The 15,250-nt window shown below is 71.6% G+C and carries 17 protein-coding genes; 7 read left to right on the top strand and 10 right to left on the bottom strand.

Annotation, left to right across the window (positions count from 1 at the left end):
• Positions 1 to 5: 5 nt before the first annotated feature.
• Positions 6 to 626, bottom strand: coding sequence for a DUF47 domain-containing protein (locus QF035_RS24945; protein ID WP_307522816.1), 621 nt, complete (start codon positions 624 to 626; stop codon positions 6 to 8).
• A 203-nt stretch (positions 627 to 829) separates the two neighbouring features.
• Here QF035_RS24945 and QF035_RS24940 point away from each other — a divergent pair, with 203 nt between their 5' ends.
• Positions 830 to 1,201 (top strand): metal-sensitive transcriptional regulator, encoded by a 372-nt coding sequence (locus QF035_RS24940; protein ID WP_307522814.1) that lies wholly within the window; start codon positions 830 to 832, stop codon positions 1,199 to 1,201.
• Between the two features lie 133 nt (positions 1,202 to 1,334).
• Here QF035_RS24940 and QF035_RS24935 read toward each other — a convergent pair whose 3' ends face one another.
• From QF035_RS24935 to QF035_RS24895, 9 genes are all read right to left on the bottom strand, one after another.
• On the bottom strand, positions 1,335 to 1,535 hold the full coding sequence (locus QF035_RS24935; RefSeq protein WP_307522812.1) for a hypothetical protein: 201 nt from the start codon (positions 1,533 to 1,535) through the stop codon (positions 1,335 to 1,337).
• A gap of 100 nt (positions 1,536 to 1,635) precedes the next feature.
• Positions 1,636 to 2,475, bottom strand: coding sequence for a hypothetical protein (locus QF035_RS24930; RefSeq protein WP_307522810.1), 840 nt, complete (start codon positions 2,473 to 2,475; stop codon positions 1,636 to 1,638).
• A gap of 488 nt (positions 2,476 to 2,963) precedes the next feature.
• Positions 2,964 to 3,398 carry an NUDIX hydrolase gene (locus tag QF035_RS24925; protein ID WP_307531399.1) on the bottom strand — a complete coding sequence of 145 codons (435 nt, stop codon included), beginning with the start codon at positions 3,396 to 3,398 and terminating at the stop codon, positions 2,964 to 2,966.
• A 23-nt stretch (positions 3,399 to 3,421) separates the two neighbouring features.
• Complete coding sequence (locus QF035_RS24920; RefSeq protein WP_307522809.1) at positions 3,422 to 4,477, bottom strand: CHAD domain-containing protein; 1,056 nt, start codon at positions 4,475 to 4,477, stop codon at positions 3,422 to 3,424.
• Positions 4,458 to 6,689 (bottom strand): RNA degradosome polyphosphate kinase, encoded by a 2,232-nt coding sequence (locus QF035_RS24915; protein ID WP_307522807.1) that lies wholly within the window; start codon positions 6,687 to 6,689, stop codon positions 4,458 to 4,460. The genes QF035_RS24920 and QF035_RS24915 overlap by 20 nt, the downstream gene beginning before the upstream one ends.
• A 301-nt stretch (positions 6,690 to 6,990) precedes the next feature.
• Positions 6,991 to 7,875, bottom strand: a complete 885-nt coding sequence (locus QF035_RS24910; RefSeq protein ID WP_307522806.1) for a hypothetical protein — start codon at positions 7,873 to 7,875, stop codon at positions 6,991 to 6,993.
• Positions 7,872 to 8,885 carry a hypothetical protein gene (locus QF035_RS24905; protein ID WP_307522804.1) on the bottom strand — a complete coding sequence of 338 codons (1,014 nt, stop codon included), beginning with the start codon at positions 8,883 to 8,885 and terminating at the stop codon, positions 7,872 to 7,874. Before QF035_RS24905 ends, QF035_RS24910 begins: the two co-directional genes overlap by 4 nt.
• Positions 8,882 to 9,886 carry an ABC transporter ATP-binding protein gene (locus tag QF035_RS24900; protein ID WP_307522802.1) on the bottom strand — a complete coding sequence of 335 codons (1,005 nt, stop codon included), beginning with the start codon at positions 9,884 to 9,886 and terminating at the stop codon, positions 8,882 to 8,884. Before QF035_RS24900 ends, QF035_RS24905 begins: the two co-directional genes overlap by 4 nt.
• Complete coding sequence (locus tag QF035_RS24895; protein ID WP_307522801.1) at positions 9,883 to 10,272, bottom strand: GntR family transcriptional regulator; 390 nt, start codon at positions 10,270 to 10,272, stop codon at positions 9,883 to 9,885. Before QF035_RS24895 ends, QF035_RS24900 begins: the two co-directional genes overlap by 4 nt.
• A 137-nt stretch (positions 10,273 to 10,409) precedes the next feature.
• On the opposite strand from QF035_RS24895, the gene QF035_RS24890 reads away from it, so the two are divergent.
• The 6 genes from QF035_RS24890 to QF035_RS24865 all read left to right on the top strand — a co-directional run bounded on the left by QF035_RS24890 (position 10,410) and on the right by QF035_RS24865 (position 15,184).
• Positions 10,410 to 10,961: an RNA polymerase sigma factor gene (locus tag QF035_RS24890; protein WP_307522799.1), complete on the top strand. Its 552-nt coding sequence runs from the start codon at positions 10,410 to 10,412 to the stop codon at positions 10,959 to 10,961.
• A gap of 59 nt (positions 10,962 to 11,020) precedes the next feature.
• Positions 11,021 to 11,878: a zf-HC2 domain-containing protein gene (locus QF035_RS24885; RefSeq protein WP_307531397.1), complete on the top strand. Its 858-nt coding sequence runs from the start codon at positions 11,021 to 11,023 to the stop codon at positions 11,876 to 11,878.
• Positions 11,878 to 12,039, top strand: coding sequence for a hypothetical protein (locus QF035_RS24880; RefSeq protein ID WP_200396790.1), 162 nt, complete (start codon positions 11,878 to 11,880; stop codon positions 12,037 to 12,039). Before QF035_RS24885 ends, QF035_RS24880 begins: the two co-directional genes overlap by 1 nt.
• Before the next feature lie 84 nt (positions 12,040 to 12,123).
• Positions 12,124 to 13,002: an ABC transporter ATP-binding protein gene (locus QF035_RS24875; protein ID WP_307522796.1), complete on the top strand. Its 879-nt coding sequence runs from the start codon at positions 12,124 to 12,126 to the stop codon at positions 13,000 to 13,002.
• A complete protein-coding gene (locus QF035_RS24870) occupies positions 12,999 to 14,543 on the top strand; it encodes an ABC transporter permease (RefSeq protein ID WP_307522795.1) in 1,545 nt (514 codons plus the stop codon). Before QF035_RS24875 ends, QF035_RS24870 begins: the two co-directional genes overlap by 4 nt.
• Positions 14,540 to 15,184 (top strand): ABC transporter, encoded by a 645-nt coding sequence (locus QF035_RS24865; protein WP_307522793.1) that lies wholly within the window; start codon positions 14,540 to 14,542, stop codon positions 15,182 to 15,184. Before QF035_RS24870 ends, QF035_RS24865 begins: the two co-directional genes overlap by 4 nt.
• Positions 15,185 to 15,250: the final 66 nt, after the last annotated feature.

The raw sequence follows: 15,250 nt of genomic DNA, 5'->3' as shown, positions 1-15,250 counted from the left end.
AGAGGTCAGGACTCCTTGACCGCGATGGTCTCCACCGTGTTGGCCACGTGCTCGAAGGCGTCGGCGGCCTCTTCGAGGACGTCCACGATCTGCTTGAGTTTCAGTACCTCGATGGCCTCGTACTTGCCGTTGAACAGCATGGCCAGCAGCTTGCGGTGGATCTGGTCGGCCTGGTTCTCCAGGCGGTTGACCTCGATCCAGTACTCCGTGAGGTTGTCCATCGTCCGCAGGTTCGGCATGGCCTCGGCGGTCAGCTCGGCCGCCCGCGCCAGTACCTCGATCTGCTGCTCGACGCCCTTCGGGAGATCCTCGACGTTGTAGAGGACGACCAGGTCGACGGCCTCCTCCATGAAGTCCATGATGTCGTCGAGGGACGAGGCGAGTTTGTAGATGTCCTCGCGGTCGAACGGCGTGATGAACGAGGAGTTCAGCTGGTGGAAGATCGCGTGCGTGGCATCGTCACCGGCGTGTTCCGCGGCCCGCATACGCTCGGCGATCTCGGCCCGGCCGGAGGCGTCCGCCCCGAGCAGTTCCATCAGGAGCTTCGAGCCCGTGACGATGTTGTCCGCGGATGCGGCGAACATGTCGTAGAAGCTCGTCTCCCTGGGGGTCAGACGAAATCGCACGTGGGGTCCTCGGATTGCTTGGGTTTCGGTCAGGCTGATGCTAGGCGCATCATCCGGCCACGGCTAACCGGCCGCCCACCAGTGTCGCGCATCGGGCACAGTGATCAGCACGGGGTCCTTCGAGGACGTTGGCCAAGGGCCCTATACCCAGCAAAGTTCGTTACCATATACCCGGTAGGGGTATCAGTCAGCAGGAGGACGCGATGACGACCACCGAGGCCGGCGCCACAGTGCCCTCCGGTGAGGCGCCGGAGGCCGGGGCCCAGGAGATCGTGACCGACCACGACCGCGGGATCCACGGCTACCACAAGCAGAAGGACGAGCACCTCAAGCGGCTGCGGCGTATCGAGGGCCAGATCCGTGGCCTGCAGCGCATGGTCGACGAGGACGTCTACTGCATCGACATACTCACCCAGGTCTCGGCCTCCACCAAGGCGCTCCAGTCGTTCGCCCTGCAGCTCCTGGAGGAGCACCTTCGTCACTGCGTCGCGGACGCGGCCCTCAAGGGCGGCACGGAGATCGACGCGAAGGTGGAAGAGGCTACGAAGGCGATCGGGCGGCTCCTGCGGACGTGACCCCTCCGGGGGCGGGCGGGTAAAGGCCGGTGCGTTGTCGGGTGCGGCCCGGTGGGGGCTGGTCGCGCCCACGCGGCGGAGCCGCATATCGGCACAACCCCGCGCCCCTTGCGGGGCCGGGGCAAGCGAGCCGTCAGGCTGAGCTGTCGGTCTTCTCGCCGTGTTCTTCCAGGAAGCGTTCCTCGGCCAGCTTCAGGACCTCGTCGATGCGGTCGGGGCTGAGCCGGTCCTCGCGGGCGGCCGAGGCCGCGATGATCAGGTCGCCGCACAGCTCGATCTCGGCGAGGGCCACGTGGTCCTGAACTGCCGTACCGCGCGCCGGAGCCACGTGCATCACCTCTTCCTGCCGTCACCGACTTCCTAGAGTAGGGAGGGGCCCACGGACGGCGCATGGCACCAACGGACCATTTCCGGCCCCGCACATTCCGGCCTCCCTATTCGGCGATCCGTCCGGCGTAGATGTCTTTCGCGTCCGGCAGCCGTACGTCGACGGGGGTTCCGAAGTCGTACAGCAGGGTCGTCGAGGAGACGGCGACCGTACCCTTCTGCTGCCCGTTCACGAAACTGAAGCGGTGGCGGACCTTGCGGATGCGGCCCTCGTCGTCGAGGTAGACGTCGAAGGGGACCGTCGCCGTGGCGAAGCCCTTCGCCGCCGCCCGCAGGGACGCCCGGCTCCAGGGAGAGGCGTCGCGCGCGGCCACGGCGAGATCGGCCGTACCGCGGTAGTGCCGTACGGCGGTGCCCGCGACCGACGTACGGCCCACGTACGTCGCCTTCCGCGTGCCCCGCAGCAGTTCCGCGGCGGCGAACGGGTCGGTCGCGCCGCCAGTGACCAGGTTCCCGTCGGAGAGCGTGGCCGTGTCGACGCGTACCCACTTGTCGGCCGGGACGCCGGCGCCGCGGTTCTTCATGTAGAGGGCGCCAGGCGCGAGGAGCTCGGTGATCGGGCGGCGCTCGTCGATGCCGGCCGGGTCCTGGGGGAGGAGCACCTTCAGGCGGCCCACCTGGTCCTCGTAGTCGTAGACGCCCTCGCCGCGGATCGTCACGCGGGTGCCGCCGGTGGCCATCTCCATCGACGTACGCGCCTTGGAGCTGCCCGCCTCGACCAGGTTCTCCGCGCTCCGGTGGAGGATCCCGACCGGGTTCTCGGCGGCCCGCGCGTCCTCGGCGGCGGCCCCGGGGCCCGAGCAGCCGGCGGCGCAGACCACCAGCCCCGCCGTCGCGGCGGCCAGGGCGACAGCATTGCCCCGCAGTCTCAGTTGCCGCTCCACCATCGCCTGCCAACCCCCAGCCGGGCCGTCCTCGCGCGGGCCTCCTGTCGTTCCGCTTAACGACGGGTGGGGGGTGTTGTCACGCGAGGACCCGGCTTGGGGTGGCGTTCACCCGCGGTGGGTACCGTTGTTCCCGTGGCGCATCAGGAGCAGAGCAACCCTCCGGAACATCACACGACGACGGTCGACCAGGGCCGTTTCTGCCTGGCGCGCTGCACCTGCGGCTGGAGAGGCCCGGCGAGGCGAGCCCGCAGCCTGGCCCGCACGGACGCGGAGACCCACTCAACAGCTCCGGCTTGAGTGTGCCCCTTCTTCCCTTGAGCGTGCCCCCTCTTCCAGGGCCGCACCTTTTTCAGGGGCGCACTTTGAGGGGCGCGGGGAACTGCGCAGTCTCTTGGCTTTCAGGGGCGCGAGGAACTGCGCGACAAGCCCCCACCGGACCCGTAGCCGCAAGACGGGCCCCCAGCCATACCCGTGCACGCCGCGCAGCGCTACGCGTGCCGCAGCACAGCCAGCAACTCGTCGACAAGATCCTTGTCGCGGGGCTGGGTCAGCCGATGCCGCGCCCCCGTCGGGGAGAGCCAGAGGATGCGGTCGACCTCCCGGTTGGGCGCGAAGCGCCCCTCCGTCGCCTCGGCCGCCCAGTAACTGACCTGCTTGGGGCGGTCGTTGGCCATGTAGTGGAGCGTGGCGAGCCGCGGTCCGGTGGCGCACCGGTAGCCGGTCTCCTCCTCCACCTCGCGCACCGCGCCCGCCAGCGCTTCCTCGGAGCGTTTCAGCTTGCCCTTCGGATGCGACCAGTCGTCGTACTTCGGCCTGTGGACCAGACAGATCTCCAGTTCGCCGTCGAACGGCGAGCGGCGCCACAGTACGCAGCCCGCCGCGAGCACGGGGTCTCCGTTCGTCACGTCCACCGGGCCTCCCATCGCGTGTACGGGGCCTCCGCGGGTCACGGAGTGCCGACCGTCTCCCTCAGCCAGGCCCGCTGGAACGCGAACCTGGCCGCTTCCACCTCGTGTCGCTGGTCCGCGTGCAGCACCCCGAGGGCGTACGCCGTCGCCGGGGCGATCCGCGGGGTGCGGGCCGCGGAGGCCGCCGCCGCGGCGGCCTCGGCCGCATCGCGGTGCCGGTCCAGGGCCTGACCCGCCGTCAGCAGGCGTACGTCCACCGGGGCTTCGTCGCCGAACAGGACCTCGCGCGCATAGCGGTGCAGGCGCAGCAGGAGCCGGACCTGGTGCCAGGGGGCGTCCTGGGGCTGCGGGGCCGTGTCGGCGGAGAGGCCGTGGATGAGGGCCTCCGCGTTGTAGGGGTGGCCCGCGGTGATCAGGGGCAGCCCGGCCACCGCGTCGCAGAGGCGCTCATCCGCGGCGGCGGCCAGGGGCTTGAGGCCGGTGACGGACGCGGACGAGGTCAGCGGGACCTCGCTGGCGAGGACGGCGACGTTGTCGGCGACGGCGTGGAAACGGGAGGAGCCGAGCGCTTGCAGCGCGGCGGAGTGGGCGCGCGTCCGGGCCAACGTCAGCTGGCGCTCCAGAAGGGCGCCCGCCTTGGCCGCTCCGACGGTCAAGGCGCCTTTCTCAGAGGGGAGTTGGGCGCGAGCGCCGGGATGCGTGCCGGGATCCGAGGCCTGGGCCGGAAACGCCGACGAGCCCGACAGGCGGTGCAGGGCCGCCAACAGGCGTTCCAGCCGGGCCCCGTACGCGTGCTCGCGGGCCAACGTCCCCGACAGCCAGGCCAGTTCGGGGCGCATGCCCTCCGACCAGCCCTCGTCGAGGAGCGGCCGGAACGTGTGCAGCGTGCCGCTGATGCGGCGCGCCGAGCGGCGCAGGGCGCGCGCCGCGTCCACGGCCTCCTCCGTCCCATTCGTCGCCGTCGCCGTCGCACCGCCGGTCTCGCGGTGCTGGCGCAGCGCGCGGAGGAACTCCGTGGCCTGGGCCTGGAGATAGGCCGCCAGGGTGTCCCCGGCCACGGGTCCGGCCGTGGGGTCAAGGTGTTGCTGTGCCACGCCGGCGCCTCCGGGCGTCTATGAGCATCTCCTGGACGTTGCGCAGCGGCTGGCCGTCGGCGTCGGTCGCGTGCCGGGTCCATTCGCCGTCGGGGCCGAGATGCCAGGAGGAAGTGGAGTCGGACATGCCGGTCTCGAACAGCCGGCTGAGGGCCGCCCGATGAGCGGGGTCGGTGATCCTGACCAGGGCTTCGATACGGCGGTCGAGGTTGCGGTGCATCATGTCGGCGCTGCCGATCCACACCTCAGGCTCGCCTCCGTTGCCGAAGCCGAAGACCCGGGAGTGTTCGAGGAAGCGGCCGAGGATGGACCGTACGCGTATGTTCTCGGACAGGCCCGGGACTCCCGGTCGTACGGCGCAGATTCCGCGCACCCACACATCCACCGGCACGCCCGCCTCGGACGCGCGGTAGAGGGAGTCGATGAGCGCCTCGTCCACCATGGAGTTGACCTTGATGCGGACGTAGGCGGGACGTCCGGCACGGTGGTGCTGGACCTCCTTGTTGATACGGGCGATCAGGCCGTCGCGCAGGGACTTGGGCGCGACGAGCAGCCGGCGGTAGGTCTCGCGGCGGGAGTAGCCGGAGAGCCGGTTGAAGAGGTCCGAGAGGTCCGCGCCTACCTGTGGGTCGGCGGTCAGGAGTCCCAGGTCCTCGTACAGCCGGGCGGTCTTCGGGTGGTAGTTGCCCGTGCCGACGTGGCAGTAGCGGCGGAGTGTCTCGCCCTCCTGGCGCACGACGAGGGACAGCTTGCAGTGGGTCTTCAGGCCGACGAGGCCGTAGACCACGTGGCAGCCCGCCTCCTCCAGCTTCTTCGCCCACTTGATGTTGGCCTGCTCGTCGAAGCGGGCCTTGAGCTCGACCAGGACCAGCACCTGCTTGCCGGACTCGGCGGCCTCGATGAGCGCGTCGACTATCGGGGAGTCGCCGGAGGTCCGGTACAGGGTCTGCTTGATGGCGAGGACGTCCGGGTCCTCGGCCGCCTGCTCCAGAAAGGCCTGGACGGAGGTGGAGAAGGAGTCGTACGGGTGGTGGAGGAGTACGTCCCGCTCCCTGAGCGCCGCGAAGATGTCCGGCGCCGACGCCGACTCGACCTCCGCGAGGTCGCGGTGGGTGCCCGCGACGAACTTCGGGTACTTCAGCTCGGGCCGGTCGAGCTTGCCGATGCCGAAGAGGCCGGTGAGGTCCAGGGGGCCCGGCAGCGGGTACACCTCGGCCTCGGTGATCTTCAACTCCCGTACCAGCAGGTCGAGTACGTACCGGTCGATGGACTCCTCGACCTCCAGGCGCACCGGCGGTCCGAGGCGGCGCCGCATGAGTTCCTTCTCCAGGGCCTGGAGAAGGCTCTCGGTGTCGTCCTCCTCGACCTCCAGGTCCTCGTTCCGGGTGACGCGGAACGTGTGGTGCTCCAGGACCTCCATGCCCGGGAAGAGCTCCTCCAGGTGGGCCGCGATGACGTCCTCGATGGGGACGTAGCGGTCCGGGGAGGCCTCCAGGAAGCGGGAGAGCAGCGGCGGGACCTTGACGCGCGCGAAGTGGCGGTGGCCGGAGACCGGGTTCCGTACGACCACGGCCAGGTTCAGCGACAGGCCCGAGATGTACGGGAAGGGGTGCGCGGGGTCGACCGCCAGCGGGGTCAGCACCGGGAAGATCTGGTGGCGGAAGAGCGTGAAGAGGCGGGCCTGCTCCTTCTCGGTCAGCTCGCTCCAGCGGACGAGGTGGATGCCCTCCTCGGCGAGCTGGGGGGCCACGTCCTCCTGGTAGCAGGCGGCGTGCCGGGCCATGAGCTCACGGGAGCGGGCCCAGATCATCTCCAGCACCTCACGGGGCTGGAGCCCCGAGGCGGAGCGGGTGGCCACGCCGGTGTGGATGCGGCGCTTCAGGCCGGCCACGCGGACCATGAAGAACTCGTCCAGGTTGCTGGCGAAGATCGCCAGGAAGTTCGCCCGTTCGAGGAGGGGCGTGTTCGGATCCTCGGCGAGTTCGAGGACCCGTTCGTTGAACGCGAGCCAGCTGCGCTCCCGGTCGAGGAAACGGCCCTGCGGAAGCTGGACGCCGTCCTGCACCGTGTCCTCGTACGCGTCGAGGTCGGCGTCGAGGTCGGGCTCCAGGTCGGAGACGTTCGCGGCCACCGTGTGCGGGCGGTGCGCGGCTATGGAGCCGACGGACGGCTGCGGGTGCTGGACCTGTGCGCTGGCGTTGGGCTGACTCATGAACCCATTCTTCCGCGCCGGGGCGGAAACGGGCGCGTCGGAGAGGGCGGGCGGGAGCTGTACGGGGACGTGCGGGCTTCCGTTCTCCCTCACGGACGAGGGCTCGTGCTCCGGCGGAGGCGAGGGCTCGGGCGCGGCGGGGTTCATTGCCTGAGCGTCGCAAGCCCGTCTGAATGACCGGTTACGGCGACATGACGTGCGGGATAGCGGGGGGCGGCTCCCCGGCGTCGGGGCCGCGCCCCGTAAGGGGCGCGGGGAACGGCGCGATCAGCCACATCCGGCCCGCACGTACAACGACCGCTCAGCCCGTACGGCGCCGAAGCACCCAGAATGCCGCCCCCGTGGCAAGAACGGCGACCCCCAGCACAATCCCGGTCTCCACCAGATGCATGGGCCAGTAGTGGGACTGGGGATGAAAACGCCCGCTCCCGTCCCCGATCTGCCAGACGTCCTCGGACATCTCGACCCCCTTGCCAGGGGCAGGCGTAGCCGCGGGCCACAGATCCTCGCGGTACTTCTCCAGGTTGTGGTTGACCAGGTACATCACCCCGCAGGCGACCCCCAGCGCGGGCAGCGACCGTCGCAGCACGACCCCGGCGAGCGCGCCCACGCCCAGCCCGCACAACCCGTACGCCACCAGGGCGGGCCCCCGCGCGGCGAACACGTCGTTGAAGGTCCAGTCGTCGCCCATCAGGTCCCGGTTGGCCGCCCAGGCCCACCGGAAGACGAACACGAACACCGTGCCGCCGGCCACCAGCAGCACCGCGGGCACGGCGAGCTTGGTGGCCAGCCACCGCGTCGGCGAGACGGACTGAGTCCAGGCGAGCTGCGCGGTGCCGTTCTCCAACTCGCGCCCGATCAGCGCGCCGGCGGCGAACGCGGCGACGGCGAAGAAGCTGTAGTAGACGAGGGTGGAGGCCCAGCCGATGGTGCTGCTGTAGTCGGTCAGGTTCTGGATCCGGCACAGGCCGCCGGTCCGTCCGCACGCGGCAATCCGGTCCCGTACGGAGTCCGCGGTGATCTCGACCTCCCACACCAGCATGCCGACGGCGGCCAGCATGAGGGCGCCCCACACCACGAGCGCCGCGCGGTGCAGCCGCAGTACGGCCCACGGCAGCCCCCTGACCGGCCCGCCGGGCGGCACTCCGGGGGTCTCGGCTGTTCCCTTCATGGCGAAGGCACTCATACGGCGACTCCTTCTGTGGCGGTACGGCGGCGGAGCAGGACGAACGCGGCGGTGACCGCGAGGGCGGCGACGGCCAGCACGACGCCGGTCTCGGCGAGCTGGAGCGGCCAGAAGTGGGACTTCGGGTGGTACGTGGTCCAGAAGTCGCTGATACCGGCGTCGGTCATGCAGCGCTTGAGGTCGGCCGCACTGTCGGAATCGGTGCAGGCCAGGTTGTTGCCGATGCGGGTGCCCTCGGTGGTGATCACGCCGTGTTCGAGGTCGAGGGCCTCCGCCGGCAGGCTCGGGATCCTGGTATCGGTGGCGGTGACCGTGGGCCACAGGCTCACGCGGTACTCGTTGCCCAGGTAGAACACGGGCAGCAGGGCGGCGAAGGCGACGCCCAGGGCGGGCAGCGCCCGGCCGACGACCAGGCCCGCGAGGGTGCCGAGGGCCAGGCCGCACAGGGCGTACGCGAGCGTGACGGTTCCGTTCGCGTGGAAGGTGTTCTCGTCGTACCAGTCCGCCCAGAGCAGTTCCGCGCCGCGGTTCCACATCAGGCGGTGCAGCGGGACCAGTACGGCCGTGCCCGCGGTGATGAGCAGCGCGGGCACGGCGAGCTTCGCGGCGAGCCAGCGGGTGGGGGAGACGGACTGGGTCCAGGCGAGGTGCGCGGTGCTGGTCTCCAGTTCGCGGCCGATGAGGGCCGCGCCCGCCCAGGCGGCGACGAGGAAGGGGAAGTACGCCACGGTGAGCGTGGTGAAGGCCACGGTCGTGTCGTACTTGTTCAGCCAGGGGCCGTTGGGGTAGTGGCAGGCCTCGACGCTGTCGCGGCACTGCTCCCGGACGTCGGCGACGGCGGCGTCGTAACCCGGGCCGTACGCCCAGAGCATCGCCGCCGAGAGGGCCGCGACGAGCAGCAGCCAGAGCCACAGGGCCGACCGGTGCAGGCGCAGCACGGACAGGGCGAGGCCGCGGCCGGTGCGTGGGGAGGTGCCGGTGGACGTGCCGGTGGTGAGGAGGGTCGTCATGCGCGCGCGTTCTCCTCGTTCTCCTGGTCTTCTCCGGTCTCTCCGGCCGCTTCGGTCTTTTCCGCCTCGCGCTCGCCCTTCTCCTCGCCCGCTGCGGTGTCCTCGGTGAACAGGTCGGGTGCCTTCGGGTCGCGGAGGTGGGCCAGGAGCAGCTCCTCCAGGGTGGGCGCGGCGGTCTGCCAGTCGTCGGACAGTGGGCCGCCTGGGCGGATCAGGGCGGTGAGCTGGCGGCCCGTGTCTCGGGACTCGACGACGGTGTGGCCGGTGAGGTCGCGCGCCGGGCCGGTGACCAGGGTGTGCGCGGCGAGCAGCTCTTCGGGGTCGCCGCCGAGGCGGATCCGGCCGCCGCCCATGAGGAGCAGGTGGTCGCAGACGCCCTCCAGCTCGGCGACGACGTGCGAGGACATCACGATCGTCGTGCCGTGCTCGGCGGCCTCGCCCAGCAGTGCTCCGAGGAGTTCGCGCCGGGCCAGCGGGTCGAGGTCGGCCATCGGCTCGTCCAGCAGCATCAGCTCGGGCCGCTTGCCGAAGGCCAGGGCCAGGGCGACGCGGGTGCGCTGGCCGCCGGAGAGGGAGCGGATCCTCGCGGTGGGGTCGAGGGCGCCGTCCCGCGGGCCCTGCGGAGTGGGGTGTCCGTACGCGATGCGTTCCGCGGCCGGCCCGTCCCAGCGGGCGCGGTTCAGCTCGGCGCCGAGGCGGAGCGTGGCGGCGACGGTGAGCTGGGGCGGCAGCGGTTTGCCCTGGCCGACGTACGCGAAGCGCTCGCGGGCCGCGGCGGGGCTGGTGCCGAGGACGGTCAGGGTGCCCTCGGTGGGGCGTATCAGACCGGCCGCCAGTTGCAGGAGGGTCGACTTGCCCGCGCCGTTCGGGCCGACCAGGGCGCAGATCCGCCCGGTCGGCAGCCGGAACGAGCAGTCCCGCAGCACATGGCCGCGTCGGCGCCGATACCGCTTGCCCAGTCCGACCGCTGTCAGCGCGGTCCCTTCCCCAACCCTGTTCATCGCTCCCCCTCAGGGCATTTCTCGTCCAGTGCGGAGGCGAAGAGCGCGCTGATGTCCTCGCGCTCCAGGCCTTCCTTGCGTGCCTCGTCCAGCCAGACGGTCAGCTTCGAACGCAGGGCTGTGTGGTCGGCGGGAGTGGCGCCCAGCGAGCGCCGTACGAACGTGCCGAGGCCGCGTCTGGCCTCGACCAGGCCCTCGCGCTCCAGCTCGCGGTAGGCCTTCAGGACGGTGTTCGGATTGATCGCGGTGGCCTCCACGACCTCACGGGCCGTGGGGAGCTTGTCGCCCGGTTCGAGGACGCCAAGACGCAGGGCCTGTTTGGTCTGCTGGACGATCTGGACGTACGTGGCGACACCGCTGCGCCGGTCGATGCGGTACTCGACCACGCTCGACCACCACCCTTTCACTAATTGAGTAGTGAAAGGGTGGTGGATTGCCGGGGGCCTGTCAAGGTGAATGCCGGGTTCCGGAAACTTCTCGCGGAGACGTGAACCGATCGGCGGGGCTCGCGCGATGAGGGGGTGTGAGGGAAACGAGAAGCGACGGGGATCTGCTGCGGGCCATCGCGGCGGACAGTGACCGGCGCGCCTTCGAAGAGCTGTACCGGCGGTACGCGCCGTGGCTCGGAGCACGGCTGCGCGGGCGGTGCGCGGACGCGGGGATCGTCGACGACGTCGTACAGGAGACGTTCCTCGCGGTCTGGCGCGGCAGTGCCCGCTACCGCGAGGAGGGCACCACCGGAGATGTCGCCGGCTGGCTGTGGCGCATCGGCTCGCGGCGGCTGATCGACGCGCTGCGGGGCGACGGCGCGCGGGGCCGGCTGCGGCAGGCGCTCGGGCGCCTGCGGCACCGGGACGAGGCGTCCGCGGAGGAGCGCGTGCTCGCGGGGGTGGAGCACGGGGACCTCGCGGGCGCCCTGGTCCGGCTGTCGCCGGAGCTGCGGGCGGTCCTCCAGGCCACGGTCATCGACGGGCTGACCACCAGGGAGGCGGCCGTCCTGCTCGGCATCCCGCCGGGGACGGTCAAGACACGGGCCCTCAGGGCCCGCAAGCAGCTGCGGGAGGAGTTGGCATGAGCAGCGACACGAACGACACGAACGCGAACGGCGTGAACGGCACGAGCGACGCGGACAGCATGACCTGGCACGTCGCGGAGGACGACCTCCGGGCGTACGCACGCGGTGAGTTGGCGGCGCCGATGCTCTGGTCGGCCGACACCCACCTCCTCGCCTGCGCGCGCTGCCGGGCACAGCTCGCCGAGGTGAGCGACCCGGTCGCCCTGGACGCGGGATGGGAGCGCCTCGACGCCGAACTGGACGTACCGCGGCCGGGGTTCCTGGAGTCGCTGCTCGTCCGGATGGGCGTGGCCGACCACACCGCCAGGCTGCTCGCCGCGACACCGGTGCTGCGCCGGTCGTGGCTGGGCGCGGTCGTCGCCGTACTGGTCATCACGGTGATCGCCGCCAACGCCGCCCGGACGCCCGAGTCCCCGGCGATGTTCCTCGCCCTCGCCCCGCTGCTGCCCCTCGCCGGGGTCGCGCTGTCGTACGGGCCGGTGCTCGACCCGACGTACGAGATGGCCGTGGTGTCGCCGATGCACGGTTTCCGGCTGCTGCTGATCCGCACGGTTCCCGTGTTGGCCGTCGCGCTCGTCCTGAACGGCCTCGCGACCCTCGCGCTTCCCTCGTACGGACTGCGGGCCCTGGCCTGGCTGCTGCCCGCGCTCGCGCTCACCGCGACCGGGCTCGCGCTGACGCCCCGGCTCGGTCCGGTCCTCGCGCCCGGCCTGGTCGGCGGAACGTGGGTCGCCCTGCTGGTGGTCGCGCAGCGGACGACCGAGGAGACCCTCGCGCCCTACACCGCGGCGGGGCAGGGCATCGCGGCCGCCGTCGCCGCACTCGCCGCCGGGCTCTTCTACCTCGGCCGCGACCGATTCGACTCGACCTCCGCGCACACACCGTTCGCGGGCTACTCGGACGGAGGCACCGCGTGATGTCCGACGCCACGCGCAGGCGGCTCAAGCTGCTCAAGGCCGGGCTGCTGATGACCGCCTCGGTCGTCCTCCGGGTCCTCCATTTCATCGCCGTCCTGCTCCCGAAGAGCTCCGGCAACCGCAGTTCCTCCTCTTCTTCTTACGACGGGGGCGACGGGTGAGGGCCACCGCTCTCCCTCCGGCGCCGGTGCCGTATCCCGGCCGCCGCCTCCCCCTGCTTCCGCTCTCTTCCACAGGAGTCACGCATGTCTGACCTTCCTACGACGCCGACGGTGTCCGCCTCCGGGCTGACCCTCCGCTACGGCGGAACGGCCGCGCTCGACGACGTGTCGGTGCGGCTCGGCGAGGGCGTCACCGGGCTGCTCGGTCCCAACGGGGCAGGAAAGACCACTCTGTTGAGGGTTCTGGCCACCGCCGTGCCCCCGGACAAGGGAGCGTTCACGGTGCTCGGCAACGACCCGGGCACGACCGCCGGACGCCAGGAGGTGCGGCGCACCCTGGGCTATCTGCCGCAGGCACCCGGCTTCCACCCGGACTTCACGGCCTTCGAGTTCGTCGACTACGTGGCGATCCTCAAGGAGCTGACGGACCGCACCGCCCGGCACCGCGAGGTGCGGCGGGTCCTGGACGACGTCGCGCTGTCCGACGTACGGGGCAAGCGCATCAAGAAGCTCTCCGGCGGGATGCGCCAGCGGGTCGCGCTGGCCGCCGCCCTCGTCGGCGACCCCGGTTTCCTGGTCCTCGACGAGCCGACCGTCGGCCTCGACCCCGAACAGCGCATGCGCTTCAGGGAGTTGATCGCCAGGGCGGGGGAGGGGCGGACCGTGCTGCTCTCCACCCACCAGACCGAGGACGTCGCGATGCTCTGCCACCGCGTGATCGTCATGGTCCGCGGCCGCGTCCGCTTCGACGGCACCCCGGCCGAACTGACCGCGCGGGCGGCGGGCCGGGTGTGGAGCAGCACCGAACGCGACCCGGGCGCGTGGGCGGGCTGGCGCACCGGTACGGGCTCCTTCCGCAACGTCGGCGAGCCCCCCGAGGGCGCCGACCTCGTCGAACCGACCCTGGAGGACGGCTACTTGCTCACCCTCGACGGCGAGGCCTCGGAGGTGGCGGCCGCATGAGCACCGTTCTCGAGACACCCGCCCGGGCCGTCGAGCCGGCGCACCCGCCACGCTCCTGGGCGGCCGTGTTCGCCCTCGCCCGCTTCGAGGCGCGCGAGCTGCGGATGACCATCCCCCTCTTCGGCCTCTCGATCCTGTACGTCGCCTGGATCGTGTGGGATACCACGCAGCGCCAGGGCGACTATCCGATACTCCAGGACGTCGACCGGGCCACCCAGAGCATGCCGCTACTGATCGGGCTCGCCGTCATGCTGGGCGTCAACCGCGCGGTCCTGCGATCCCACCGGCGGGACACGGACCGCCACTTCGACGTGCTGGTCCTCGAGCCGTGGCGGCGCACGGTCGCCCACGCGCTGTCGATCGTCCCGGCGGCCCTGTTCACGGCGGTGTGCGTCCTCGTCCAGTTCACCTGGGCCGCGCTCAAGCCCGGCGCGGCCGGACACGGTTCGCCCGCGGAACTCGCCGTCGGCCCGCTGACGGTCCTGCTGTTCGGCGCGCTCGGTGTCCTCCTCGCCCGTCTGTTCCGCTCGGTCTTCGCCGCGCCGGTCATCCTCGTCCTCCTGCTCTTCGGGATGCTCTTCGTGGCGCCCTCGTCCGGCTCCAACTGGACGACCTGGCTGGGTCCGGTCGTCACCGAGAGCGGCTCCTCCCCGTTCCCCTCCGACCTGCTGGGCCGCCCCGCCGGCTGGCACGTCCTGTACCTCGTCGGGCTCGTCCTGCTCGCGGCCCTGGTCGCGGTGCTGCTCAGCGGCGGGCGTACGACGGTCGTCAAGGTGGCCGTCGCCGGATCGCTCGCCCTCACGCTGGTGGGTGCTGTCGGCCAGTCCGGCGGCACCCCGGCCGGGTCGACAGCGGCCCGCGAGCGGGCCACCAACGCTCCGGAGAAGGTCCAGTCGTGTCTGAAGCACGGCGGGTCCACGTACTGCGCCTTCCCCGAGTGGAGAGGCCGCACCGCCGACTGGGCCGAGGTCGTCGACCGGGTCCAGAACCTCGCGGGCGGCAGGGCCGGGGGCGAGCGGCTGACCGTACGGCAGCGCATCGACGCCACCTCCGGGCTGGAGACCGACACCCTGATCTCCCCGTCGACCACGCCCGGCCAGGTGACCGTGGGCACGGCCTGGGGCGGCAACCGCGTCCCCGAGTTCGCCGTCGCCGCCGCGTCCGTGCTGGTGGCGGGGAACGAGAAGGCGGGCAGCGAGGTGTGCGACGCCCGCATGGTGACGATCATGTGGCTGGCGCTGGGCGGGGAGTCCGACCCGATGACCGCGCTCCGCAACGTCCGCCTCGACGACGACGTCTCGGGCTCCGCCGTCGTCCTGTCCCCCACGGAATCCTTCGTCATGAGCGCCGAACAGACCCGGATCGTGGTGGAACTGCTCAAGAAGCCCCGCTACAGCGTCGCCGGCAAGGTGAAAGCCAAGTGGGCGGAGCTCACCTCGCCCAAGACGTCGACGGCGCGGGTGGCGGAACTGCTGGCAGTACCGGCCGCGGACAAGACGGCGGACGGCGCGGAAGCGGACGGTGGCGCGTGCAAGGAATGACCGTCACGACACGCGCCCTGCTGACCCCCGTACTGCGCACGCTGCCCTGGCGCGCGCTCGCGGCCGGCGGCGCCACGGGGCTGCTGCTGGCCGGCATCCCGCGCATGCTGTCGGGCGTCCCCGACCCGTGGCTCGGCCTCCTCGCGCTGCGGGGCGCCGCGCTCGCCTTCGCCCTCGGCCTCGCGTTCCTGCTGGACGACCCGGCCCGGCACATCACCTCGGCGGTGCCGGTCAGGCGCCCGCTGCGCGTCGGCCTGCGCGTGGCACTCGCCGCCCCGTGGGCCGCGCTCTGCTGGACCGCGGCGGTGTTCCTCGTGCCCGAGGAAGCACGGCCGCCGGTCGGCGCCCTCACCCTGGAGGCGATCGCCACCGCCGTGTTCGCCCTCGCCTCGGCGGCCCTGATCATCCAGCGCTCGACCGTCACCGAGCCGGGGGTGGCGGTGTCCACCTGGCTCCTGTCCACCGCGGCCGCCGCATTCCTGCTCCTCCCCGACGGCTGGGCCCTCCTGGTGACCCCGGACGACCCTCGCTGGGCCGACACCCACGAACGCTGGGCGATGCTCCTGGCGGTGGCGACCGTGGTGGGCGCGAGGGCGTGCGTGGAGCCGCTACGGGCATGGCTGCGGCTTAGGCCCCTTTAGGGGCGCGGGGAACTGCGCGACAAGCCCCCACCGGCCCGCACCATCGAAACGGTCCGCTGAATCCCG

This window comes from Streptomyces umbrinus, assembly GCF_030817415.1.
Taxonomy (GTDB): domain Bacteria; phylum Actinomycetota; class Actinomycetes; order Streptomycetales; family Streptomycetaceae; genus Streptomyces; species Streptomyces umbrinus_A.
Note: the sequence above shows the minus strand (reverse complement) of the source record. Positions and strands in the feature narration are given on the sequence as shown.

Coding starts and splice junctions, on each gene's coding strand:
- QF035_RS24940 (WP_307522814.1), top strand. CDS start 830: ATGACGACCACCGAGGCCGGCGCCACAGTGCCCTCCGGTGAGGCGCCG.
- QF035_RS24935 (WP_307522812.1), bottom strand. CDS start 1,535: ATGCACGTGGCTCCGGCGCGCGGTACGGCAGTTCAGGACCACGTGGCC.
- QF035_RS24930 (WP_307522810.1), bottom strand. CDS start 2,475: ATGGTGGAGCGGCAACTGAGACTGCGGGGCAATGCTGTCGCCCTGGCC.
- QF035_RS24925 (WP_307531399.1), bottom strand. CDS start 3,398: ATGGGAGGCCCGGTGGACGTGACGAACGGAGACCCCGTGCTCGCGGCG.
- QF035_RS24915 (WP_307522807.1), bottom strand. CDS start 6,689: ATGAGTCAGCCCAACGCCAGCGCACAGGTCCAGCACCCGCAGCCGTCC.
- QF035_RS24910 (WP_307522806.1), bottom strand. CDS start 7,875: ATGAGTGCCTTCGCCATGAAGGGAACAGCCGAGACCCCCGGAGTGCCG.
- QF035_RS24905 (WP_307522804.1), bottom strand. CDS start 8,885: ATGACGACCCTCCTCACCACCGGCACGTCCACCGGCACCTCCCCACGC.
- QF035_RS24900 (WP_307522802.1), bottom strand. CDS start 9,886: ATGAACAGGGTTGGGGAAGGGACCGCGCTGACAGCGGTCGGACTGGGC.
- QF035_RS24885 (WP_307531397.1), top strand. CDS start 11,021: ATGACCTGGCACGTCGCGGAGGACGACCTCCGGGCGTACGCACGCGGT.
- QF035_RS24880 (WP_200396790.1), top strand. CDS start 11,878: ATGTCCGACGCCACGCGCAGGCGGCTCAAGCTGCTCAAGGCCGGGCTG.
- QF035_RS24875 (WP_307522796.1), top strand. CDS start 12,124: ATGTCTGACCTTCCTACGACGCCGACGGTGTCCGCCTCCGGGCTGACC.
- QF035_RS24870 (WP_307522795.1), top strand. CDS start 12,999: ATGAGCACCGTTCTCGAGACACCCGCCCGGGCCGTCGAGCCGGCGCAC.
- QF035_RS24865 (WP_307522793.1), top strand. CDS start 14,540: ATGACCGTCACGACACGCGCCCTGCTGACCCCCGTACTGCGCACGCTG.